Annotated in this window: 20 protein-coding genes; 10 read left to right on the forward strand and 10 right to left on the reverse strand. The window is 65.6% G+C overall.

Annotated elements, in window-relative coordinates; translation table 11 throughout:
• Nucleotides 1-25: 25 nt before the first annotated feature.
• The 5 genes from gspK to gspG form a co-directional block, all read right to left on the reverse strand.
• Complete coding sequence (gene gspK / locus B0G62_RS18425) at nucleotides 26-1,147, reverse strand: type II secretion system minor pseudopilin GspK (RefSeq protein ID WP_407671209.1); 1,122 nt, start codon at nucleotides 1,145-1,147, stop codon at nucleotides 26-28.
• On the reverse strand, nucleotides 1,144-1,878 hold the full coding sequence (locus tag B0G62_RS18430) for a PulJ/GspJ family protein (RefSeq protein WP_407671210.1): 735 nt from the start codon (nucleotides 1,876-1,878) through the stop codon (nucleotides 1,144-1,146). The genes gspK and B0G62_RS18430 overlap by 4 nt, the downstream gene beginning before the upstream one ends.
• A complete protein-coding gene (gene gspI, locus B0G62_RS18435) occupies nucleotides 1,856-2,266 on the reverse strand; it encodes a type II secretion system minor pseudopilin GspI (RefSeq protein ID WP_227473332.1) in 411 nt (136 codons plus the stop codon). The genes B0G62_RS18430 and gspI overlap by 23 nt, the downstream gene beginning before the upstream one ends.
• A gap of 1 nt (nucleotide 2,267) precedes the next feature.
• Complete coding sequence (locus tag B0G62_RS18440) at nucleotides 2,268-2,780, reverse strand: GspH/FimT family pseudopilin (protein ID WP_103705662.1); 513 nt, start codon at nucleotides 2,778-2,780, stop codon at nucleotides 2,268-2,270.
• A gap of 120 nt (nucleotides 2,781-2,900) precedes the next feature.
• Complete coding sequence (gspG, locus tag B0G62_RS18445; RefSeq protein WP_103705663.1) at nucleotides 2,901-3,371, reverse strand: type II secretion system major pseudopilin GspG; 471 nt, start codon at nucleotides 3,369-3,371, stop codon at nucleotides 2,901-2,903.
• Between the two features lie 182 nt (nucleotides 3,372-3,553).
• On the opposite strand from gspG, the gene B0G62_RS18450 reads away from it, so the two are divergent.
• On the forward strand, nucleotides 3,554-3,967 hold the full coding sequence (locus B0G62_RS18450) for a general secretion pathway protein GspC (protein ID WP_103705664.1): 414 nt from the start codon (nucleotides 3,554-3,556) through the stop codon (nucleotides 3,965-3,967).
• Nucleotides 3,968-4,008: 41 nt separating this feature from the next.
• Here B0G62_RS18450 and gspF read toward each other — a convergent pair whose 3' ends face one another.
• From gspF to gspD, 3 genes are read right to left on the reverse strand one after another with little or no spacing between them, the layout of a single operon-like run.
• The gene (gspF, locus tag B0G62_RS18455; RefSeq protein ID WP_103705665.1) at nucleotides 4,009-5,226 is read right to left on the reverse strand and encodes a type II secretion system inner membrane protein GspF; all 1,218 of its coding nucleotides are present in this window, start codon (nucleotides 5,224-5,226) and stop codon (nucleotides 4,009-4,011) included.
• Between the two features lie 27 nt (nucleotides 5,227-5,253).
• Nucleotides 5,254-6,729, reverse strand: coding sequence for a type II secretion system ATPase GspE (gene gspE / locus B0G62_RS18460; RefSeq protein ID WP_103705666.1), 1,476 nt, complete (start codon nucleotides 6,727-6,729; stop codon nucleotides 5,254-5,256).
• The gene (gspD, locus tag B0G62_RS18465; RefSeq protein ID WP_103705667.1) at nucleotides 6,726-9,083 is read right to left on the reverse strand and encodes a type II secretion system secretin GspD; all 2,358 of its coding nucleotides are present in this window, start codon (nucleotides 9,081-9,083) and stop codon (nucleotides 6,726-6,728) included. Before gspD ends, gspE begins: the two co-directional genes overlap by 4 nt.
• Before the next feature lie 492 nt (nucleotides 9,084-9,575).
• On the opposite strand from gspD, the gene B0G62_RS18470 reads away from it, so the two are divergent.
• The gene (locus B0G62_RS18470) at nucleotides 9,576-10,019 is read left to right on the forward strand and encodes a lytic transglycosylase domain-containing protein (RefSeq protein ID WP_103705668.1); all 444 of its coding nucleotides are present in this window, start codon (nucleotides 9,576-9,578) and stop codon (nucleotides 10,017-10,019) included.
• 137 nt (nucleotides 10,020-10,156) lie between these two features.
• The gene (locus tag B0G62_RS18475) at nucleotides 10,157-11,521 is read left to right on the forward strand and encodes a GTP-binding protein (RefSeq protein ID WP_103705669.1); all 1,365 of its coding nucleotides are present in this window, start codon (nucleotides 10,157-10,159) and stop codon (nucleotides 11,519-11,521) included.
• A 142-nt stretch (nucleotides 11,522-11,663) separates the two neighbouring features.
• Here the strand turns inward: B0G62_RS18475 and B0G62_RS18480 are convergent, their stop codons facing one another.
• Nucleotides 11,664-11,942 (reverse strand): HU family DNA-binding protein, encoded by a 279-nt coding sequence (locus tag B0G62_RS18480; protein ID WP_027815965.1) that lies wholly within the window; start codon nucleotides 11,940-11,942, stop codon nucleotides 11,664-11,666.
• A 412-nt stretch (nucleotides 11,943-12,354) separates the two neighbouring features.
• Here B0G62_RS18480 and mnmC point away from each other — a divergent pair, with 412 nt between their 5' ends.
• The 7 genes from mnmC (at nucleotide 12,355) to B0G62_RS18515 (ending at nucleotide 22,178) form a co-directional block, all read left to right on the forward strand.
• Entirely contained in the window at nucleotides 12,355-14,331 is a 1,977-nt protein-coding gene (gene mnmC, locus B0G62_RS18485) for a bifunctional tRNA (5-methylaminomethyl-2-thiouridine)(34)-methyltransferase MnmC2/FAD-dependent 5-carboxymethylaminomethyl-2-thiouridine(34) oxidoreductase MnmC1 (protein WP_103705670.1), read from the forward strand.
• 975 nt (nucleotides 14,332-15,306) lie between these two features.
• A complete protein-coding gene (locus B0G62_RS18490; RefSeq protein ID WP_103705671.1) occupies nucleotides 15,307-16,512 on the forward strand; it encodes a cation:proton antiporter in 1,206 nt (401 codons plus the stop codon).
• A gap of 111 nt (nucleotides 16,513-16,623) precedes the next feature.
• Nucleotides 16,624-17,739: a YbdK family carboxylate-amine ligase gene (locus B0G62_RS18495; RefSeq protein WP_103705672.1), complete on the forward strand. Its 1,116-nt coding sequence runs from the start codon at nucleotides 16,624-16,626 to the stop codon at nucleotides 17,737-17,739.
• A gap of 698 nt (nucleotides 17,740-18,437) precedes the next feature.
• Nucleotides 18,438-19,076 (forward strand): MarR family winged helix-turn-helix transcriptional regulator, encoded by a 639-nt coding sequence (locus B0G62_RS18500; protein WP_103705673.1) that lies wholly within the window; start codon nucleotides 18,438-18,440, stop codon nucleotides 19,074-19,076.
• 283 nt (nucleotides 19,077-19,359) lie between these two features.
• The gene (locus tag B0G62_RS18505; protein ID WP_103705674.1) at nucleotides 19,360-20,097 is read left to right on the forward strand and encodes a glutamine amidotransferase; all 738 of its coding nucleotides are present in this window, start codon (nucleotides 19,360-19,362) and stop codon (nucleotides 20,095-20,097) included.
• Nucleotides 20,098-20,235: 138 nt separating this feature from the next.
• Nucleotides 20,236-21,348: an NADH:flavin oxidoreductase/NADH oxidase gene (locus tag B0G62_RS18510; protein ID WP_103705675.1), complete on the forward strand. Its 1,113-nt coding sequence runs from the start codon at nucleotides 20,236-20,238 to the stop codon at nucleotides 21,346-21,348.
• A 329-nt stretch (nucleotides 21,349-21,677) separates the two neighbouring features.
• Complete coding sequence (locus tag B0G62_RS18515; protein ID WP_103705676.1) at nucleotides 21,678-22,178, forward strand: SET domain-containing protein; 501 nt, start codon at nucleotides 21,678-21,680, stop codon at nucleotides 22,176-22,178.
• Nucleotides 22,179-22,276: 98 nt separating this feature from the next.
• On the opposite strand, the gene B0G62_RS18520 is transcribed toward B0G62_RS18515, so the two are convergent.
• Nucleotides 22,277-23,842, reverse strand: coding sequence for a sensor histidine kinase (locus tag B0G62_RS18520; RefSeq protein ID WP_103705677.1), 1,566 nt, complete (start codon nucleotides 23,840-23,842; stop codon nucleotides 22,277-22,279).
• Nucleotides 23,843-24,005: the final 163 nt, after the last annotated feature.

A 24,005-nucleotide genomic window follows, 5' to 3' on the forward strand; every position in this document is an offset into this window, starting at 1 on the left:
GACTGGTACGGCTTCATGATTCGCTTCAGGATTCGTCCCAGACGTGCACGATGCGCGTCGTATGGGTGAGTGAGTCGCGCCACACGAGCGTGGTGCGGTCTACGACGGCGCGCTCGTGCTGCACGCGCCCATGCACCAGAAAATAGCTCGTATTGACGTCGCAGAGCGTGGAATCGATGTTCGCCTGCGCGGTGCCCGCGCCGGTCAGCGCCAGTTGCACGTCACCCAGATTGCGGAAAAACACGGTCTGGCGTCGCGACACGAAAGCCTGCGCGCTCGACAGGCTCATGCCCTGCACGATCGAGGCGATCACTTCGGCCGGCGCGGTGTTCATGTTCACGGGCGTCGTGGTCGGCAGGACCGTCACGAAGGGCCGCAGCCGCGCGACGATGTCGGGCGTGAAGCCGGGCACGTCGAGCAGGGCGTCCACGCTCGTCATGAGGATCGGCGCGTTGCCGCGGTCGCCTTCGCTATCGCCGATGCCCGGGTTATCGGTGAAATTCGCGCCGCCACCCATGCCGCCCGCGACCGGTGCGGCAGCAGCAGGGGTGCCGCTGGCCGTCACGCCCGCCGAGGCGGTCTGAAAACGCGTGACCGAGTACGTCAGGCTCGAGCGCAGATAAACGGCCGCGTTCTTCGCGAGCTGGCCATCGACGCCAATCAGTTGCAGCAGGCGGGCGAACGCCTGGATCTGCGTGAGATTGAGCTGCAGCGCGCCGGGCGCCGATGCCGACACCAGATTGCGCAGATTGAAGCGCGCCTGGGCGTCCTCGATCGAGCCGGACAGCCAGGTGTCGGCGCCCTGTTCGGCGCGCGCCTCGCCGATCTGGCCAAGGAAGTCGGACAGCCGCGTGCGCGCCACCGGCATGCCCCACGCGCCGCCCAGATAGGTCACGCCCGCCGAGGTATCGGCTTCCGAGCGCAGGATCAGGCGGGTCCAGTCGAGCGACGCGCGCGAGATCCACTGCGCCTGGGCGAGCAGGCGCTGATTTTCGATGCGGCGCAGTTGCACCTGCTGGCGCCAGAGCATGCCGGACACGAGAATCGCCGACAGCGCGACCACCATCAGCGCCGTGATGATCGCGGCGCCGCGTTGTTTCGCGGTAGTGCGCCGCGAGCGCGGGGAAAATGCCAGGCGACGCATCATTGCCCCACCAGGAAAACGCGCGTCACGGGCCGCGCGAGCGCATGCGCACCGACGCTCACTTCAAGGCCGGTGACGGCGCGCGGCACCGGCGCGTTGCCGAGCTGCGGCACCTTCACGCTGTTGTTGTTGGCGTTGAGCTGCGAGCGCACGTCGCCCATATCCGAAGTCCAGCCGACCTTCGGCACGAACAGGCGCGCGTTGATCGAGGCCACGCCCTGCATCATCGGCAAGGCGCTCCACGCGCCGGTTTCGCCGCCGCGCAGCGCGCGCCGCAGATCGCCGATATGGGCGAGCGGCGGCGAGGCATAGCGCACCACCTGGCCGTCGGCCACGCGATAGCGCACCACCTGCAGGCGCGGCGGCGCGCCCGGCGGCACCGGGAACGCACGCACGATCTGCAGCGCGCCGCCGTCGATGGCGATGGCGGGCGCGCCCGCTTCGTCGTCGCTCGCGGCCTGGCGGGTGTCGATGCGCATCTGGTCGAACATCTGCGCGAACACGCGCTCCTCGGCCATCGACTGCGTGATGACGTTGCGCCCGCGGATGATCTGGTCGAGGCCGCGCCACGACAGCAGCGCCACCACGGCAAGAATCGCAATCGCGACCAGCAGCTCGATCAGCGTGAAACCGGCCGCCCGGGTCAGGGCCACCCGGGTCAGGGCCGCCTGGCGCGCGCGTCTGCCATGCGGTCTTATGCGCATCGAATAATCACAATGACCGGTTCGTTTCATTGCCGAGCACCGTGACGAGTTGCGCGAGATTGCCGTCGCGGCCCGGCGTCGTCACCGACACCTCCACGCGGCGAAACAGCGGATTGGGCGTGGCCGCGACGCGCTGCGTGCAGGTCAGACGCAGATTGCCCTGTGAGCAGTCGAAGCTGCGCTCGCCGAGATCGGGCCACGCATGAGTCAGGCTCAACTGGGCGAGCGCGTTGTCAGCGCTCCAGCCCGCGAGCAGGCGATCGTGGAGTTCGGCCTCGCTCGTGGCGAGGCTGCCCACGGCGCGCAGCGAAGCCGCAAGCGCGATCGCAACGATGGCGAGCGCGACCAGCACCTCGATCATGGTGAAGCCGCGTGCGGCACGGCGCGAGGATCGGCGCTCAATGGTGCGGACGCGCATCTCAGCGGACCTCATAGCGGCCCGTGCCGGTGCCGACGATGGTGGCGCGGCCCGCCGCCGAAAAGAGCGTGATCTCGACCGGCTGCTCGACCGCCTCGGTACCGAAGACGAGCCGGTTCGCGTGGAAATCGTCGTCGCCGCCGGGGTAGGTGATCGACACGCCCGTCACGCCGCCTTCCCATTGGCGCGGGCCGAGCAGGTCGTCGCGCAGCGGGCGCCAGCCGTCCTCGGTGCGCACATCGAAGCGAAAACCGCCCTCGACAGGCTGCCAGGCGATCGGTCGCGCGCGCACCTGCGCCTCGTCGCCGGCCGATTCGAACAGCAGCGCGAGACGCTGTGCTTCCTCGTTGAGATCGGTGCGCGGATTGCGCGTGAGCGAAAGCGACGCGAGCGACACCAGAATCCCCGCGATCAGCAGCACCACGAGCATCTCCAGCAGCGTGAAGCCCGCCGAACGCGCAGGCGTCAGCGCGCGGTCACGACGGCGCGGGATGCGGACAGGGCGGCAACGCATGGGCGGAAAAGGCGTGGTGCGGGCGAGGAGAGTGAAATACGGGCGAGACGCAACATCGCGGCGCGGCGGTCGAAACGACTGAGGCGCCGCGCCACGAATGTCATCGCGAAGGAACGACTTCTACTGCCAGGAGCCGACATCGGCGTCGTTGCCCTCGCCGCCGGGTTTGCCGTCGGCGCCGTAGCTGAAGACGTCGATATCGCTATGTACGCCAGGATTCAGGTACTGGTACGGATTGCCCCACGGATCGTTGGGCAGGCGCTCCAGGTAGCCGCCGTCCTTCCAGTTGTTCGGCACCGGGTCGGTGGTCGGCTTCTGGACCAGCGCCTGGAGGCCCTGATCCTGGGACGGATAGCGGCCGTTATCGAGGCGATAGAGCTTCATTGCCTGCATGATCGTGCCGATGTCCTGCTTGGCGGCCACGCGGCGTGCTTCGTCGGGACGGCTCATGATCTTCGGCACGATCAGCGCGGCGAGAATGCCGAGGATCGCGATCACGACCATGATTTCGATCAGCGTGAAGCCGCGTTGACGGCGCGTGCGCCCCTCGATGACGTCGCGGCTGATTTGCCCACGGTATTTGGCCCACATGGACATGACGGACTTCCCTCCTGATGATGATCGTTGCTGCGTATATGACGGGTCATTGTAATGTCACACGATGACGCCTTTGCGACCCTCTTTAGGGTCCATGTTCGATACGGACTTCTACCAGCGCTTTTGAAGCCTTTCCTGCCATCAAAACGTACCCATAACTCCGTACAATGGGGCGCATGAACCCACTGCAAATCCGTCTTCTGTCACTCGCTGCCTTCGCCGCGTTCTGCGCGACGGCAGCGTGGTGGACGCTCGAAATCGCCACCACGCGCGCGGCGCCCGTGCAGGCCGCCGCCGCGCAGGCGCCCGTCTCGCTCGACCAGGCCGGCACGCTGTTCGGCGGCAAGCTCGAACACAACGTCGCGCAGGACATCCATCTGTTCGGCATCCTCGCGCTCTCGCGAGGCGCGGCGGCCATCGTCAGCGTCGGCGGCGAGCCGGCCCGGGCGATTTCGCTCGGCGGCCCGATCGGCCAGGACTCGAAGCTGGCCGAAGTGCGCGCCCGCTCGATCGTGATCGACCGTCATGGCGTGCACTCCGAAATCTTCCTGCCCGCCAACGCCAGCGGTCCCACCATCTACGTGCGCTAACGCAGCACCGCCAAAAACCCAACCTCGGGCGTAGCAGTCGCTTACTGCACGAGGTTGTTCAGTTCGATGATCGGCAGCATCACCGCGAGCACGATCACCAGCACCACGCCCCCCATCGCCAGAATCAGCAACGGCTCGAGCAGGCTCGTCAGGAACATCGTGCGCCGCTCCAGCTCGCGCGCCTCGCCTTCGGCGGCGCGGTCGAGCATGGTGGTCACGTCGCCGGTCGCCTCGCCCGAGCGGATCAGGTGCACCAGCACGGGCGGAAACGTCTTCGTATTGCCGAGCGCGCGCGACAGCGACGTACCTTCGCGCACCCGCACGATGGCGTCGTCGATGTTGGTGCGCATCGCGCGGTTCGAGAGCGTTTCACCGGCCGCCTGCAACGCGCGCAGGATCGGCACGCCCGCGGCGCTCAGAATCCCCAGCGTGCTCGCGAAACGCACCGTGTTGTAGCCGCGCACGAGCTTGCCCGCGAGCGGCGCGGTGAGGATCCAGCGATCGAACGAGAGGCGCGGCCCAGGCCGCCGCAAGGTCGCGCGCACCACCCACGCGACGAACGCCACGGCGATCAGCACCGCCCACCACCATTGCCGCACGAACGACGAGAGCGCCATCATCACGATGGTCAGAAACGGCAGTTGCTGTTTGGTGCTCGCGAACACGTTCACGACCTGCGGCACCACATAGCTCAACAGAAACGTGACGATGCCGAACGCGATGATCGTCACGATCGTCGGGTACGTAAAAGCCAGCACGATCTTCTGCTTGAGCGCGTTGCGCTGCTCGATGTAATCGGCCAGACGCGAGAGCACGATGCCGAGCTTGCCGGTGTGCTCGCCCGCCGCGACCAGCGCGCGGTAGATATCCGGAAAATCGCGCGGATGCTGCGTGAGCGCGTTGGCGAGCGAATGGCCGCCGAGCACTTCGGCGCGGATCGCGGCCATGAGTTCGCGGATGTAGTCGCGTTCGGCCTGCTCGGTGAGCACGGCGAGCGCCTCGCCGAGCGGCAGCCCCGCAATCAGCAGACTGGCGAGCTGGCGCGTGAGAATCGCCTGCTCGCGCTGCGACAGTTTGCGCCCGAGCGCGAGACGTTGCTGGCGCGCGCCGCGCGTGCGGGTCGCGGCCGGTTCGACGACCAGCGGCGTCAGTCCCTGGCCGCGCAGTTGTTGACGCGCGCCGCGCGCGCTGTCGGCGTCGAGCACGCCTTTTTGCGCTTTGCCCGCGGCGTCGATGGCTTCGAAACGGAATGCCGGCATGGTGCTGGATTGCCTCCCGTTGTGCGCTTACGCGCCGCCCGTCACGCGCAGCACTTCTTCGAGCGAGGTCGTGCCCGCGTCGAGCCAGCGCTCGCCATCGTCGCGCAGCGTGCGCATGCCCTGCGCGCGGCCAGCGGCGAAGATTTCGGCGTCGGCGGCGTTGCGGTGGATCAGCGCGCGGATCGGCTCGTCGATCGTCAGCAGTTCGTACACGCCGCGACGGCCCGAATAACCCGAATTGCCGCAGCGATCGCACCCGACCGGGTGATAGCGCGTGCGGCCGTCTTCCTCCACGCGCGCTTCCTTGCAGTGCGGGCAAAGCTGGCGCACGAGACGCTGCGCGAGCACGCCAAGCAGCGAAGACGCGAGCAGATACGGCTCCACGCCCATGTCGGTCAGACGCGTGACGGCCGAAGCCGCGTCGTTGGTGTGGAGCGTAGCCAGCACGAGATGGCCCGTGAGCGACGCCTGCACGGCGATCTGCGCGGTCTCCAGATCGCGGATTTCGCCGATCATGATGATGTCCGGATCCTGGCGCAGGATCGAGCGCAGCGCCCGCGCGAAGGTCATACCGATGCGCTCGTTCACCTGGGTCTGGCCGATGCCCGAGAGGTCGTACTCGATCGGGTCTTCCACGGTCATGATGTTGGTCGTGGCGGTTTCGAGCCGCGACATCGACGCATAAAGCGTGGTGGTCTTGCCCGAGCCGGTCGGACCGGTCACGAGCACGATGCCGTGGGGCTTGCCGATCAACTGGTCGAATTTGCCCAGCGTGTCCGACGCCATGCCGAGCGCTTCAAGGTTCAAACGCTGCGCGTCTTTTTCGAGCAGACGCAGCACGGCGCGCTCGCCGTGGCCCGTCGGCAGGGTCGAAACGCGCACATCGACGGGACGCCCGCCCACGCGCAAGGTGATGCGGCCGTCCTGCGGCAGCCGTTTTTCGGCAATGTCGAGCTGCGCCATGATCTTGATACGCGAGATCAGCGCGCCATGCAGCGCCTTCTTCGGGCGCACCACGTCGCGCAGCGTGCCGTCGACGCGAAACCGCACCACCGATGCATTCTCGAACGGCTCGATGTGAATGTCCGAGGCCTGCTCGCGCGCCGCCTGGGTGAGCAGCGCGTTGATCATGCGGATGATCGGGGCGTCGTCTTCGGACTCCAGCAGGTCTTCCACTTCGGGAATGTCCTGCATGAGACGCGAGAGATCGACTTCGCCTTCCACTTCGCCGACCACCTGCGCCGCGCTGCCGTCCTGGCGCGCGTACGCCTGATTGATCGCCTGGGCGAGTTCGTCGGCAGGCACGCGCACCAGCGTGAGCGCGCCGAAATTGCGCGCGACTTCGGCGATCGCCGCGCCCGAGGTGCGATCGCTGATCCACACTTCGAGCCCTTCGGGCTGCTGCTGCGCGACGAGAATCTGGCCGCCGCGCGCAAAGCCGTACGGCACGAGCCGCGCGGCCAGCGGGGACGGTGTCGCGCGCGGCGTTTCTGCGATGCTCAAGGCTGCACCCTCGGCGTGGCCGTCAGCGGCTGCTGTTGCTGATCCGCGGGCGCGACCTGCAACGGCGCGCCCTGGACGGGCATGGGCGAGCTTTGAACCGGCGCGGTCTGTACGGGCGCCGTCTGAACGGGCTGCATCTGCGCGGCATTCGCGGGCGAAGCCGGCAACGTGCGCACCGCCTGCTCGCGCCGCATGCGGTCGAGATCGAACAGGTTCAGCGCCGATCCACCCTCGGCCGGGCCGACCGGCATCGGCGGCACGACCGGGTCGTCCTTGTCCCTCATCAGGTTGTTGTCGGACTTGTACGCGCCCGTCACGCCCTGGATGTAGTCGTAGCGGTTCGACGTGACCGCCTGCGCCGTATCGCGGTCGCCGATGATCACGGGGCGCAGGAACACCATCAGGTTGGTCTTCGCGCGCGTCTTGTTTTCCGAGCGGAACAGCTGGCCGATCCACGGAATGTCGCCGAGCAGCGGCACCTTGCTATTGCTGACCTGATAGTTGTCCTGCATCAAGCCGCCGAGGACGATGATCTCGCCATTGTCGGCGAGGACGGTGGACTGGATCGAACGCTTGGTGAAATCCGGGCCGGCCGGATTGGTCGTCGCGTTGGTCGTGCCGTTCACGATCGCCGAATCTTCGGTGTAGAGCTGCAGCTTGAGGATGCCGCCTTCGGTGATCTGCGGCTTGATATGCAGCGTCAGGCCAACGTCCACGCGATCATAGGTGTTGAACGCCGAACTCGTGGATCCGCTCGTGAGGTTCGAATACGAGCCCGTCTGGATCGGCACGTTGGTGCCGACGACGATCTTCGCTTCCTGATTGTCGAGCGTGATGAGGTTAGGCGTGGACAGCACGTTGGCGTCGTTGGTCTGCGACAGCGCCTGCAACAACGCGCCCAGCCCCTGCACGCCGAACAGGTTGTGCACCCAGCCCACGTTCAGGCCCTGCTGGAGATTGCCGAGCGAACTCACGAGACCGCCGCCCGTCACGGCGCCCGCCGTCAGATTGATGATGCTGTTGCTGTTGCCGCTGGTCAGATTGGTGCCGGCCAGCACGTTGCCGCTGCCGATCTGCCACTGGATGCCCAGGTTGGCATTCGTGTTCGAGTTCAGCTCGACGATCAGCGCTTCGATGTAGACCTGGGCGCGGCGCGCGTCGAGCTGGTCGATCACGGTGCGCAGGTTGCGATAGAGCGCGTCCGGCGCCGTGATGATCAGCGAATTGGTGGCGGCGTCCGCCTGGATCATGCCGCCGCCCGACGCGTTATCGTCGCCTTTGTCCTTGCTGTTGTCGCCGAGAAAATCGCCGTTGTTGCCGGAAGACGCGCCGCCCGACATCGGATTGTTCGATGAACCGCTGCCGCCGAACGAACTGGGCAAGGGCGGCGTGCCCGACAGACCGGTGGAGCTGCTGCCGCCGCCCGCGCCGCCGCTGTTGCCGTTCTGGTTGAACGAATTCGCGCTGCCGCCGGACGACGACGAATCGTTGCCGCCCTTGCCCATCATGCCGCGCAGGGTCTTGGCCAGTTGCACGGCGTCGGCGTTGCGCAGCGAGACGACGTGCATGTTGCCGGGCATACTCGTGGGCGCGTCGAGTTGCCTCGCGAGTTCCCTTGCAGCCGCAAGGCGCTGCGGGTTCGACGCGCGCAGCATGATCGAGTTGGTGCGCGAATCGGCGAGCACCGTGACCTTGAGCGTGGGATCGGAGCCGCCGATCGCGCCCGGATCGAGCATCTTCTGCAGCGTGGGCGCAATGTCGAGCGCGTTGGCGTTGCGCAGCGGCACCACCTGCACCTGCTGGCCGGCGGCCGTATCGACGCCCGCGATGATCGCCGCGATGCGCCGCACGTTGTCGGCGTAGTCGGTCACGACGAGCGCGTTGTTGCCCGGATAGGCCGCGATGGTGTTGTTCGGCGAGATCAGCGGGCGCAGCACCGGCAGCAGGTTGTTGGCCGACTCGTTGCGCAGCTGGAAGACCTGGGTGATGACCTGGTCGCCGCGTGCGGCCGGCGCGTTGCCCACGTAGGTCGGCACGCCCTGGAGCTTGGCGTCGGCCTCGGGCACCACCTTGAGTACGCCGTGGTCCTGGACCAGCGAGAAACCCTGCATGCGCAGCGCCGATTGCAGCGTCTTGAGCGCCTGGTCCTCCGGTACGGGATTCTCGGAAACGAGATTGAGCTGCCCCTTCACGCGCGGATCGACAATGATCGTTTTGCCGGTGGCCGCGCCAATGGCTCTCGCTACCTGATCGATATCAGCATTGACAAAGTTGAGGGTGACCTGGGCATGCGCGAGTTGCGCCGTAATCAGTCCGCTCACGAGCAGCGCCGTGGCGACGCGACGCAAAGCCATACGATTTCTTCTCATGGGTGTCATATCGAAGCCGGCAGCGGACACCGCCGGCTAGTCGTACTTATCGTGCTCAATGCACATCGTATCCGTGCGAATGGACCGCGGGATGGATGCGACACACCCGCCTGGCTCCCACCGCCGCAGACTGCCGACGCTCCTCCCCGGCAACCGATGCTCACCAAAAAGAGCAACAGTAGCAGCTTTTCGTGTCGAATTTGTCACAAAGACAAAACGTCTGGGGATTTCCTCTAAAGCCCGCGATGCCGAAAGAAGGCATTTGTAAGGATTGGCTAGCATCAAGCCTCGTTTGCCCGCCTGCCGACATTGGCGCATCGACCGTTCGGGCAGTTTGACGCGTCATGGACTGCCGGTATCATACGGGCGGCCCGGCGCCTGCGCACCCACGGGTTGCGCCCGCAAGACGCGGGTTTTCCCGATATCGGCCGTTGCGGCGCGGTTCTTTCGTACTCCAGCACTCCACTCGACGTTGCAATGAAAAAGGTTGCGTCCGCCACGATCTCCGTTCTTGTCGCGCTAGCCGCTACGGCGAGTGCGCCGGCGCGCGCCGACTGCTTCGACGAGGCGGCCCGCTACCAGAAGGTCAATCCGCTGATCCTGCGTGCAATCGCCTGGCAGGAATCGCACAACACGCCTGACGCACTGCACAGGAATGCGAACGGTTCCATCGATTACGGCGTGATGCAGATCAACTCGATTCATCTGCCCGTGCTCGCGCAGTACGGTATCTCGCAAAGCACGCTGATGGAGCCGTGCAAGAACGTCTACATTGCGGCGTGGCATTTGCGCCAGAAGATGAACAAATACGGCAATACCTGGGCGGCGGTGGGCGCCTACCATTCCGAAACGCCGACGCTGCGCGACCAGTACGCCCAGCAGATCGCCGCGATCCTGCGCAAATGGAAGCTGATGCCCTGATCGGGCCGCGTTGACCTCGCCCGTTCGGCCAACGCGGCCGGCGCCGTCAGCGCACGGAGTCCGCATGGTGCAAAATGCAGGTTTGCGCCGCCGGCCCGCCCGCGCGGCCCGATTTTCCTTCCTTACTGCACACTGCGATGAACCCGACGCCACTGCCCGTCACCGTGCTCTCCGGCTTTCTGGGCGCGGGGAAGACCACATTGCTCAGCCACGTCCTCGCCAACCGCGCCGGTCTGCGCGTGGCCGTGATCGTCAACGACCTGGCCGCCGTCAATATCGACGCGGCGCTCGTGCGTGACGCCTCCGCGCTCGCGCGCGTCGAGGAGCGTCTCGTCGAGCTTTCCAACGGCTGCATCTGCTGCACGCTGCGCGACGATCTGCTCACCGAAGTCCGCCGTCTGGCCGATCCGGCCCAGGCCGGACAGCGTTTCGACGCCATCCTGATCGAATCGACCGGCGTTGCCGAGCCGATGCCGGTGGCCGAAACCTTCACGTTCACCGACGAAGACGGCGGCTCGCTCGCCGATATCGCGCGGCTGGACACGATGGTCACTGTGGTGGACGCCTTCAATTTCCTGCGCGATTACGCCAGCGCCGATCCGCTCGCCGAGCGCGGCGTGACGGTGGGCGAGGGCGACGACCGCACCATCGTCGAATTGCTGATCGAGCAGGTGGAATTCTGCGACGTGCTGGTGCTCAACAAGGCCGATCTCGTGAGCGCCGACGATCTCGCGCGCCTGCAGCACATCCTCGCGCGGATCAACCCGCGCGCGGTGCAGGTGGTGAGCCGTTTCGGCGACGTGCCGCTCGACGCGGTGCTCAACACGGGGCGCTTCGATTTCGACGCGGCCGCGAGCGCGCCGGGCTGGCTCGCGTCGCTGCACGACGACGCTCACTCGCACGATCACGCACACGATCATGAGCATGATCACGGCCACGGCGATTGCGGCGCGCATTGCGGCCATCCGGATCACCAGCATCGCAGCGAAGCGGATACGTACGGCATCGGCAACTTCGTCTATCGCGCGCGCAAGCCGTTCCATCCCGAGCGTCTGTGGGCGCTGCTCAACCAGGAGTGGACCGGCGTGCTGCGCTCCAAGGGTTTCTTCTGGCTTGCCACGCGCAATGACGTGGCCGGCCAGCTTTCGCAGGCGGGCGGCGTGTGCCGTCATGGCCCGGCGGGAACCTGGTGGGCCGCGCAGCCGCGCGATGAATGGCCGCAGGATGCCGAACTGGCACAGGAGATCGCGCGCGACTGGTTCGGCGATGCGAGCGACACGCGCATCGGCGACCGTCGCCAGGAACTGGTGATGATCGGCGTGAATCTGGACCATGCGGCATGGCGCGCAAAGCTCGACGCGTGCCTCGTCACGGATGCCGAATTTGCTGCGGGCCCCGACGCCTGGCAGGCCTACGCCGACCCGTTCCCGCAGTGGGATTTCGACGACGAAGACGATCATGACCACGACCACGATGGCGAAATCGTCCATCGCCACGATTGATCCGGCCTCGGATTCAACCCTGATCGCCCATGAAAAAACCGCCTGAAAAGGCGGCTCGAAAACCACAACGGCGCCGTGCAATGCGGCGCCGTCGGGCGAAAAAACCCGCCAGGGGCGGGTGTCAACTTAAAGCGGTATTGTCTTAACGCTTGTTGACGGCGTCCTTGAACGCCTTGCCAGCCGTGAACTTGACGGTCTTGGCTGCCGGAATCTTGATGGTTTCGCCGGTCTTCGGGTTACGGCCCGTACGTGCCGCACGCTTGCCCGAGCCGAAGCTGCCGAAGCCGATCAGCTGGACAGCGTCGCCTTTCGACACGGCCTTCTTGACCACTTCGAGGAGCGTATCCAGCGTTTCACCGGTTTGAGCCTTGCTAGCGCCCGTCTGTGCTGCGACGGCGTCGATCAGTTCCTGTTTATTCATTGAGATATTCCTTTCTGTGTTTAGGTTGACACGAACAGCGCGAACGCGCCGATTATACGGACGCGTGCCGCGCCGTCGAGCAGCCCGGACCCGGAGCACCCCGGGGCTTTACGTCGCGGCTTGAGGCGCCTGCAAGTGCCCGCGCTTTCCCGCGACGTCCGTGCTGCCGCTTCCCTGGGCGGCGCTTGCTATGATAGCGCAGCGCAAACCCAATAACGACAAGGGTTTCGAAGATTTCGAGGGGTGCGCGCCGGTTTTTCCGCGCGTCCGTGCGTTTTCGATCCGCATCACGCGCCAAACGCAGCCGGCACGCATCGAATCTCACGCTCGCGCGTTGCGCTGCGCCAACGCTTTGCCGCCGCGAACCCAGACCCCACGGGCATTTCCCACTTTCCGCGCCCTCCCGTTAGTCATGACCGCCACCCTGATTCCCGCCACGCTCGCCTTTCGCGAGGACGGCACGCCGTTTTCGCCCCGCTTCGGCGACGTCTATCACAGCCCTTCCGGCGCCTTCGCGCAGGCCGATTTCGTCTTCCTGAAGGGCAACAGCCTGCCCGGACGCTGGCAAAACCGGCGCATTTTCACCGTGCTGGAGACGGGTTTCGGCATGGGCGTGAGCTTTCTCACGACCTGGGCGGCGTGGCGCGACGACCCCGCTCGTTGCGAGCGCCTGCATTTTGTCTCGGTGGAAAAGCATCCGTTTGGGCGTGACGATCTGCGCGCCGTGCTCGATAGCGTCACCGCTCACGCGCCGAATGCCGACCTCGCCATACTCGCGCGCGAGCTGATCGAAGCATGGCCGATGCTCGTGCCCGGCACGCATCGGCTCGAATTCGAGGGTGGGCGCGTGACGCTCACGCTCGTGTTCGGCGACGCTGTCGAGGCGCTTCCCAAAATGTGGTTACGCGCCGACGCGATCTATCTCGACGGTTTTGCGCCCGCGAAAAATCCCGAACTCTGGTCGCCGGCGATCTTCAAGGCGCTCGCGCGCGTCGCGGGCGACGAGGCCACCTTCGCCACCTGGAGCAGCGCCGGCGACGTCAAACGCGCGCTCGAACAGAACGGTTTCGAGTTTCGCAAGACGCCCGGTTTCGGCGGCAAGTGGGCGATGCTGAGCGGGTGCTTCGCGCCGCGCTGGCGCGTGCGCCGCTACGAACCACCCTTGCCCATGACGCTGGCCGAACGGTACGCCGTGGTGATCGGCGCGGGTCTCGCGGGCAGTGCGATCGTGGAGCGGCTCGCCGCGCGCGGCTGGCGCGTCACGCTGCTGGAGCGCCACCCGGCGCCCGCGTGCGAGGCCTCGGGCAATCCGGCGGGCGTGTTCCATCCGCTGATTTCGCGCGACGACAGCAACGCGTCGCGCATCACGCGCGCGGGTTTTCTCTACGCGCTGCGCCGTTGGAACGCGCTCGATGCGCTGGGCCATGCGCCCACGCGCACTCATGCAGGACTCCTGCATCTGGCCACCGACGATGAATCGCGCGCCGTAGCGCAGGCGCTCGCATCGTTTGGTTATCCCGATGAATTCGTGCATGGCGTCAATCGCGATGAGGCCCAGAAAATCGCCGGCGTGGCGCTTGCGCAGGGCGGCTGGTTTTATCCGCGCGGCGGCGCGATCGATCCGGCTTCGCTGTGCCGTGCGCAGATCGCCGCGGCCAGCACGTTGAGCGGCGCGCAGGTGGAGGTGCGCTACGGCGTGCAGGTTGGCCGCATCGCCCGCGCGGGCGAGTCGTGGCAGGTATTCGACGATGCTGGAACCTTGATCGCGCAGGCCGGCGCGGTGATCTTCGCCAACGCGCACGATACCGCGCGGGCGTCGGCGCTCGACTTCGCGCCGACGCGCAGCGTGCGCGGCCAGCTCACGCTGATCGACGACAGCCCGCTCGCGGCGCTGCGCGTGCCGGTGATCGGCGATGGCTATGCGGTGCCGCTCGACGGCGGCGTGACGCTCGCGGGCGCGACCTACGAGGTGGACGATACGAGCCTCGATCTACGCGCGCCTGGCCACGTGGAAAACCTCGAACGCGTCGCACTGATGTTGCCGGAGCTATCCCTTGCCGGCGAACCGCCAACCGGCTGGCGCGGCCGCGTGGCGCTGCGCTGCGTGACGAGCGACCGCATGCCGATGCTCGGCCAGCTCGGCGACGAAGAGGCCGCACGCCGCGACGCCCAGCGCCTCTCGGGCGCCTGGCCGCTCGATCTGCCGCGTGCGCCGGGGCTGTTCGGCGCATTTGCGTTCGGCTCGCGCGGACTGGTCTGGGCGTCTCTGGGCGCTGAACTGATCGCCTCGCAGCTCGAAGGCGAACCGTGGCCGATGGAGCGCGAACTCGCCGAACAGATCGATCCCGCGCGCTTTCTTCAACGCGCCTTGCGTCAGCGCAGTCTCTAGCCGCCTGAACCTTACAACGCACCTTACAGCGCCACCAATACAGTTATCCCGGCAGACATGTGGATAACTGCGCGAGTTGTGGACAAGTTTCGTGTGGGCGCGTTGTGGGCGTAAACGGGATAACTCGCGACCCGCTTTGCGCCCTCAAAAAGTTATTCTTGATTGCCAGGCAACATGCCACACACTATGCGACCGGTTGTGCGAACGCCAAGCCGATGATTCACATAGGTATACAGGGGTTATCCACAGGAAAGTGCCACCCTTGTTAACTTCTACTACGTATACATACGGTAAACCGTAAACCTGAAGCTGGCGCCACCGGTATCGGGAGGAGAAACGCCGTAAGGCGCTGCCGCGCCAGATGACCGGACCGTTCGGGGTGTCGCTATGGCGACGGTCATTTTTTCCGCATCGTCAGCGAAAACGGACGCAATTACCGGCAACGCCTGGCTACATCAGTGCAAGCGGGACAATTGCAAAAAAGCTATGGCACAATCGCCGTTCTTTTCCGCGTCATCCGCCAGACAAGCCGCACAAATTGCGCGCAAATGGCCGACGCGTCCACGGAACGGATGCCGCCTGAACTGACTCTCAGGTCTCAGGACAGCCGGCAGCGTTCGTTCACCCAACCCGGGCGCTGACATTTCATAAGAACGCGCCTGGACCGGCTGTTCGCCGCGCAAGCGGCACCGGTGCGAGGTCTCCCGCTGTCGTTCGCCGCAATCCTGGCGCTGCCGTTCCCGGCTGCGGGCTTGCGCGTCGCCGGCGGATACGGCTGACATCCTCGCGCCCGCCTCGCCGCGTATTCGCCACGCATGTGTTATGTCTGCGAGGCACGCGGCTTGCCCATGAGCCGGGCCGTAGCGGTACTCGTACGTCGGACAGCTGGACTTGTCTTCCATGCCGGCCGGAGCGGGCCTTCGAGGCCTCATCCGGTCCCCTGCATGAAGGTGTTGCCAAGGAGAAGCCTTCACGATGAAGTCGGCGTTTTCGTTCTTTCCCGCGTGGCCGCTGCAGCCAGACGGCATTTTCTGGGCCGGGCTGGCGCTGCTGGCCGCCGGTCTGTGCGGCGAGCTTTGTTATCGCGCCTGGCGCCTGCCACGCATTTCCGGCTACGCGATCATCGGCCTGATCGCCGGTTCGGCGGGCTTTGGCGTGATCGACATCGATACTGCCAATGCCGCGCGGCCCGTGCTCGATGTCGCGCTCGGCCTGCTGCTGTTCGAACTGGGCAGCCGGCTCGATCTGCGCTGGATCCGCCGCAATCCATGGCTGATCCTGTCGAGTCTCGCGGAGGCCTCGCTCACGTTCGTGCTCGTACTCGGCGTCCTGCTGTTCCTGTCCGTGCCGGCGATGGTCGCCACCGTTGTCGCGTCGATCGCAATGGCCACATCGCCCGCGATGGTGATCCAGCTCAAGACCGAGTTGCGCGCCGAAGGCCAGGTCACGCAGCGTCTGCTGACGCTTTCGGCGCTCAACAGCATGTACGCCGTCGTGGTCGAAAAGCTCGCATCGAGCTGGCTGCATCAGGAGATCTACGGCAACGTGTTCGCCACCATCCTGCAGCCGCTGTATCTGCTGGTCGGCTCGATCGTGGTGGCGTACGTGCTCGCGCGCGCCTGCACCTTGTTCTACCGCCGTCTGAGCCCGCAGGACGAGCATTCGTTCGTCGCGCTGTTCGGGCTCGTGCTGCTGGCGATCGCCGTGGCGCATCTGCTCAAGCTCTCGACGATCCTGAGCCTGCTGGCCGCGGGCATCATCGTGAAGAATCTGGAAGTGCGCCCGCAGCTCTGGCCGCAGCACTTCGGCACGGCGGGGTGGCTGCTCACCGTGATTCTGTTCGTGCTGACCATGACCACTTTCGAGTGGCATTACATCCTCGTCGGCGGGCTGGCCGCGGCGGGGCTGATCGTCGCGCGTCTGGTCGCGAAGCTCGTCGGCGTGCTGATTTTCGCGAAGCCGAGCGGACTCGAATGGAAGCAGGGCATCGCGCTCGGGGTGGCGCTCACGCCGATGTCGGCGCTCGCGCTGCTGCTCATGGAGGACACCTACGATCTGTATCCGAACTTCGATCCCAGCCTGCGCGCGATCATGATGTGCGCGATCGTCGTGTTGCAGCTGATCGGGCCGTGGCTCGTGTATCGCGCGCTGGCGCTGGTCGGCGAACGCGGCGAAAAATGAACGCGGCGGCCGTGTGCCGTCGGCAATACCGCCAGAAACACCACCCGCCGCGCGTGCCGCCGCTTCTGCAAGCGGGCGGCGGCGCGTGGCGCGGCCGAATGAGGGGACGTCATGTCACTGGAAACTTTTATCGATTCGAAGCCGTTCACCTTCGGCATCGAACTCGAAATGCAGATCGTCAACACGCACGATTACGATCTGACGAAGGCGGGCAGCGATCTCATGCGCCTCATCAAGGATCAGGAGATTCCCGGCAATATCACGCCTGAAATCACCGAAAGCATGATCGAACTGTCCACCGGCATTTGCACGCATCACGAGCAGGCCGTGGCCGATCTGCGCAAGATCCGCGACGTGCTGGTGACGGCGGCCGACCGTCTGAACGTCGGCCTGTGCGGCGGCGGCACGCATGCGTTCCAGCAGTGGAGCGACCGGCGCATCGTCGATACACCGCGCTTTCAGTACCTTTCCGAGTTGTACGGCTATCTCGCGAAGCAGTTCACGGTGTTCGGCCAGCACGTCCATATCGGCTGCCCGGATGCGGATAGCGCGCTCTTTTTGCTGCATTCGCTGTCGCGCTTCATTCCTCATTTCATTGCGCTGTCCGCGTCGTCGCCCTATGTGCAGGGCGTGGACACCGGATTTCATTCGGCACGACTGAATTCCGTGTTCGCGTTCCCGCTGTCGGGCCGTGCGCCCTTCGTGCTGAGCTGGGAGGCGTTCAAGGAATACTTCTCGAAGATGGTCCACACGGGCGTCGTCAACAGCATGAAAGACTTTTACTGGGACATTCGCCCGAAGCCCGGTTTCGGCACGATCGAAGTGCGTGTAATGGACACGCCGCTGTCCGTCGAGCGCGCGGCGGCGATCGCCTGCTATATCCAGACGCTCGCGCGCCATCTGCTCATCGACCGGCCGATCCAGCCGCTCGAAGACGACTACCTCGTCTACACGTTCAACCGCTTCCAGGCGTGCCGGTTCGGGCTCGCGGGCACGGTTGTCGATCCGCAGACGGGCGAGCGCCGCACCATCTCCGAGGACATTCTTGCGACGCTTGAAAAGATCGCGCCGCATGGCGAAGCGCTTGGCGCGACGCGCGCGCTCAGCGAAATCGGCACGATCGCGCGTTCGCAGAACAATGACGCGAGCTGGCTGCGCAGCGTGGTCGCCGACGAAAAATCGCTGCACGAAGCGGTGCGGCAGCAGTGTCTGCGTTGGCGCGCATGACGGGTAACGCGTCGCAAGGGTGTTAAAAATCAGCAGTGTGAGAGGGCAGCCAGAGGCTGCCCTTGTTGTTTGTGACGCGCTGTCGCGTGGCTCGCAGACCCCGCTCGTTGCCCGCAATGCAGTTTTGCGCGGGTCACTCGAAGATTTTTTTGTCCCAGGCAAGATACCAGGGGGTTCTTATTTTTTTTGATCTTTGCGCCGTTATGGGCAATAGTGTGCGGCAGGGCCTGCGCGCGCCTGTGGGTAACCGCTGAAATGCCTGCAAACTCAAGGGCCTGCGGTGTGCGTGGAGAGGTCGATCGTGCCTGCCCGGCAGGCACGGATGCGCGATAAGCCGCACGTCGATCCCGCGCGGATGGTGCATCGTCGAGAAGCTATCCACACATCGTTAGCCTGCTTACTAACGGGTTATCCACAATTACCGTTTGATAAGTTAGCTGTGCGATTTGCTACTCTCGCATAGAATGTCGGTTTGCTGCGCAGGCACGGGGTTACGAAGGAAGCACCGGGTCTGCCAGGCGAGAAGAAATGACTGTTCGCAGTCCGCGTTTGTGGCGGTTTTCGGCGCGAGCGAAGCAGGAATTTTTTGAGATGGTGTGGGCGATTCACTAAATCGTCCGCGAGGTTTCCCACAAAGCCGTCGGCAGATGCGGCGGCGGACGATGCAGCGCAAGCTGCCAAATAACCAGCGAAAGACTATGAGCGAAGGCGTATACGGAGAGCAGGCAGCCGGGCGGGTGACCCATAGCCTGCTGCGACTTAGCACGGCAATGCGGAGCCAGGCGTGGGACTGGGCCGAAGGGGCAGGCCTCACGCCGACCCAGGGCGAAATTCTCGTGCTGCTGATGCAGCGCAAGGGGCCGATGCGCCTCGGCGAGATCGCCCGCGAGACGGCACTGACTGCCGCCACGACCAGCGATGCAGTGAGCACGCTCGAAACCAAGGGTCTCGTCGAAAAGCGCCGTGCGCTCGACGATGGCCGCGCGCTCGCGGTGCGTCTGACCGCGCGTGGCCGCACGGCTGCGAAGAAGGCGGCGCAATGGCCTGACTTCCTCTCGAAGGCGGTCGGCACGCTGCGCGCAGACGAGCAATCGGCGTTCTATCGCACGCTGCTCAAGACGGTCTATGTGCTCGAGTCGCAGGAAGCCATGCCGCAGCACCGCATGTGCCTCTCGTGCTCGCACTTCGAGCCGAGCAAGACCCCGAAGAAGACGCCGCACAAGTGCGCGCTGCTCGGCATCCAGATGGCCGACACCGATCTGCGTCTCGATTGCTCGGTGTACGAACAGGCTGACGCGACGACCCAGAAGAAAAACTGGAAGATCTTCGCAGCCTGATTTCACCCGGCGTCACGCGCAGCGCCCACCAGGCCTGCCGCTCACACGCAGCGCCGCGTCGTCCCCCCGTGGACGGCCGCGTGCGCGCGGTGTGGCGGTCATCAGCGGTTTGGCGGGACGGGCACGGGCAGGTGAAGCGTCCATGCGGCGCATCGCGCCCGCGCCAATCTGTCACAGACGTGTCGCAAGAGTGTCGAAAGCGCTTGTCATAAGTACTCGACGTGCGTGCGGCATGACGCCAGCGCCGCGCGTCGAATTGTGTAGCTGACCCAGGGATTTGCCGATGAATCGCGAAGTATTGGCCGTTCGCCACGTATATTTCGAGGACCTCGGCAGTTTCGAGCGCGTGCTCGGCGATCGCGGGCGGCCGGTTCGCTATGTCGATGTCGGCTTCGCGCGCGTCGGCGCGCTCAATCCCACCTCCGCGTCGTTGATGGTGATCCTGGGCGGTCCCATCAATGCCTGCGACGATGCACGTTATCCCACACTCGCACCCATCGCCGCGCTGATCGAAAAGCGCATTGCGGCGGGATTGCCCACGCTCGGCATTTGCCTCGGCGCGCAGCTGATTGCGCGCGTGCTCGGTGCGCGCGTCCATGCGGCTGCCCACAAGGAAATCGGCTGGACGCCGCTCACGCTGACCGATGCGGGCCGCGCTTCGCCGCTGCGCCATGTCGATGGCGCGTCGACCTCGATGCTGCATTGGCACGGCGATACCTTCGACCTGCCGCCGGGCGCCACGCGTCTCGCCTCGACACCGCTGTGCGAGAACCAGGCTTACTCCTGGGGCAATCACGTGCTCGGGCTGCAATGCCATCCCGAAGTGCGCGCCGACCGTTTCGAGCCCTGGTTGATCGGCAATGCGGGGGAACTCGACGCCGCCGGCATCGATATCAACGCACTACGGGCGGCGACGGCCCAGTATGCGCCGCGCCTGGAAACCCAGGCGAGCCTGATGTTCCACGAATGGCTCGACGCGCTCGACAATCAGGCCGCCGGCGCGGCCATCAAGCAGCCCTGAAGCAGCCTTCACGTTGTTGTTTGGGTGAGCGCGCGATGGGCCTTTGATCGGCAGATCAGGCCCGCAGGCCTTGAAAGCGCCTGTCAAAAACGCGTGCTATTCTCGGACGCTCCCCACCACCGTCCGCATTCTCTCCCCATGAGCAAGCTCTTCACACCGCTCGCCCTGCGTGGCGTGACGCTCGCCAATCGCATTGTCGTCTCGCCGATGTGCCAATACTCGGCCGAGCGCGGCGAAGCCAACGACTGGCACATGATCCACCTCGGCCATCTCGCGCTGTCGGGCGCCGCGATGCTGTGCATCGAGGCCACGGCCGTCGAGCCCGATGGCCGCATCACGCCCGGCGACCTCGGCCTTTGGGACGACGCCACCGAGGCCGCACTCGAACCGGTGATCGCCGCCATCCGCCGTCATTCGCCGATCCGCATCGCCATGCAGATTTCGCACGCGGGCCGCAAGGCTTCGAGCCACGTGCCCTGGGAAGGCGGTCAGCTCATCAGCGTCGCCGATGGCGGATGGCTGCCGCATGCGCCTTCGGCACTGCCGCACAAGGACGACGAAACGCCGCCGCTCGCGCTCGACACCGCCGGCCTGAACCGCGTGCGCAATGCGTTCGCGGCGACGGCACGGCGCGCGGCTCGCCTGGGTATCGACGCGCTCGAAATCCACTGCGCGCACGGCTATCTGCTGCATCAGTTCCTTTCGCCGATCGCGAACCAGCGCACCGACGAATACGGCGGCTCGCTCGAAAATCGCATGCGCTTTCCGCTTGAGATTTACGACATCGTGCGCGCGCAGTTTCCCGATGACCGGCCCGTTGGCGTGCGGGTGTCGGCGACCGATTGGGTGGACGGCGGCTGGACGCCCGATGACACCGTGGTCTTTGCACAAGCGCTCAAAGCGCGCGGCGCGGACTGGATCGACGTGTCGTCCGGCGGTGTCTCGCCGCTGCAGAAGATTCCCGCCGAGCCTGGTTATCAGGTGCCGTTCGCGCGCAAGGTGAAGCAGGAAACCGGCATGACCACGATCGCCGTGGGCCTCATCACCGATGCGTTGCAGGCCAACCAGATCGTCGAGGACGGCGAGGCCGACATGATCGCGATGGCGCGCGCGATGCTCTACGATCCGCGCTGGCCGTGGCATGCCGCCGCGCAACTCGGCGCGACCGTGAGCGCGCCGCCGCAATATTGGCGTTCGCAGCCGCGCGAACTGAAGAAGCTGTTCGGCGATACCTCGCTCGGGCAACGTTGAGCGCGAGCTTTGCATGAAGTCGGCGCATCGCGTGTGCGCAGTGCATACGCGATGCAGGCCCGGTGTTGTGCGTTGCACGCGGCAGGTTGAACGAAAGACGCGCGAGCGTGTACGATGCCGGATGTGGCCAGATGTGGCGCGCCTCGCACTTCTCACGCAATTCATGCACGCTCACGAATGCGGCGCCGACACGGCGCAGCGCTTGCGTGAAGGGCGGAAGGGCGGCTTTTTCGGCACGGCGCGACGCAACGTGCGGAACATACCGCGGCACGCGTGAGCCGCGAGCGGGAACGTCTCCCCAGTCCCAGTACTTCACAAGGATTCCATCAATGAGTGTACGCAGGATCGTCGTGCGCCAGTCGGGCGTACACGGCAAGGGCGTATTTGCGGCGGATGCGATCGAGGCCGGCGAACGGCTGATCGAATACAAGGGCGAGCGCATCTCGTGGAAGGAAGCGCTGCGGCGTCACCCGCACAATCCCGACGAACCGAATCACACTTTCTATTTCGCGCTCGACGACGGCGATGTGATCGACGGCAAGGTCAAGGGCAATAGCGCGCGCTGGATCAACCACTCGTGCGCGCCGAACTGCGAAGCCGAAGAAATCGAAGGGCACGTCTACATCCACGCGCTGCGCGACATCGCGGAAGGTGAGGAACTGTTCTACGACTATGGCCTCGTGATCGACGCGAAGCAGACCAGGAAGCTCAAGCGCGAATACGAATGCCGTTGCGGCGCACGCAAGTGCCGCGGCACGATGCTCGCGCCGCCTGCGAAGAGTGAAGGCAAGGACAAGGCCGCGAAGTCGAAGGGCAAGAAGAAGAAATGACGGGCTGACATCGACGCTTGCGCGTCGGGTCGTCGAAAAGCACATGGGCCGCAATTGCGGCCCATGTTTTTTGGTCGATCCGGTTTTGATCCTCGCGATCAGAGATCGATCGGCGCCTGATGCGAAGGTTGCTTCGTTGTTGTTGTCATTGTCGCCGACGCCTGTTGAGGCGCCTCGCGATCATCGGCATGCACGCTGTCCGAGGCGATGCTCTTGCGCGTCACGGGGTCGCCCGGACGCCGCGTATTGAGCGGCACGCGCACGATGAAACGCGCGCCGCCCTCGGGCGCGTCTTCGTAATGCACACTGCCACGGTGCAGCGTCATGATGTCGTGCACGATCGCAAGGCCCAGACCCGCGCCGCTGTCGACGCCGCTTTCGCTCTGGCCGTCGCCGCGGAAAAAGCGCTTGAAGAGGTCCGCCTGCTGGCCGTGCGGCACACCGCGGCCGTTGTCCTCGACGATGATTTCGGCCATCGGCACGCCTTCGGTGATCGTCTGCGAGACGGTCACCGTGATGCGTCCGCCATCGGCGCGCGCGGGCGGCAGATATTTGAGCGCGTTGTCGAGCAGGTTCGCGATTACCTCGTGCAGCAGCACGGGATTGCCGCGCACCATCAGCGGCGTGTCGTTCTCGGGATCGTCGAGGCGCTGGAAGCCCAGGTCGACGTGCCACGCAAGCGCGCGCGGCACCCATTCCGCGCCGGTCTCGAAGGCGAGCGTGGCCATGTCGATATCCACGAAGCGCGCCGCCTGTTCGCCCGGCTCGGCGCGCGCGAGCGACAGCAACTGGTTCGACAGACGCACCGCACGGTCGGCGGCGGCGCGCAGTTCGCGCACGGCGTCGCTGACCTTCTGCGGCTCGCGTGCGTTGACGGCTTGTTCGGCGTGCAGCTTCACGGCGGTGAGCGGCGTGCGCAACTGATGCGCGGCATCGGCGATGAATTTGCGCTGGCCTTCGAGCGCGGTCTTCAGGCGCCCGAGCAGGGCGTTGAGCGCGCCCGTGAGCGGACGGATCTCGACGGGCACGTAGGTTTCGTCCACCGGCTCAAGCGACGTGTGGGTCTGGCGATTGAGCGAGTCGGCAAGATCGGTCAGCGGGTTGAGCTGCTGGTTCACGACGCGCCACACGATCACCCAGCCCGCGAGCAGCAGCAGCAGCAGCGGCATCATGATCGCCACGAGGAATTCGGCGGCGATGCGAAAGCGGTGATGCACGGGCTGGCCCACTTCGACGACGATCGGATTGCCTTGCGGCTGCGGCACGCGCACCTGGGCGACCCGCACGCTCACGCCCTGATAAATGGTCTCGAACACGTACGCGTAGTGCATGCGGCGCACGTTGGTGCCTTGCAGCGGCAGGTCGTGATCGCCGGCGATTTCGGTGTCGCCGTTGCTGATGCGGTAGACCAGATGCTCGACGGGGTCGGAGAACATCGCCTGGGCGAGCGGCGGCACGGTCACCGGCGCGTCGGGGCCTGCGATCTGGATCTGTTTCGAGATCGCCGTGGCGAGGTCGGCGAGCGAGCGATCGACCACGTGCTGCGTGTATTGCCACGCGAGCCAATAGGCGATCAGGCCGCTCATCAGCGCGAGCAGCGAAAGTGGAGCGGCGAGGCGGCGCAGCAGCGTACGGCGCAGGCTCGTTGCGGCCGGGAGGGACATGATCGGTTCAGGCTTAGGGTAGACGTGGGCGCGGGGCCGGGAGGCGGTCCACGCGGGCCTGGATCATTTTACGCGGGTGGACGCCCGCGCGGCACAGACGAAGGTGTCAGGGCGCGGGGCAGCGTAGAAGAGGCGGGAGAAAGTCAGGCGCCTCGCGGCAATG

Source organism: Paraburkholderia eburnea (genome assembly GCF_002917095.1).
Taxonomy (GTDB): Bacteria; Pseudomonadota; Gammaproteobacteria; order Burkholderiales; family Burkholderiaceae; genus Paraburkholderia; species Paraburkholderia eburnea.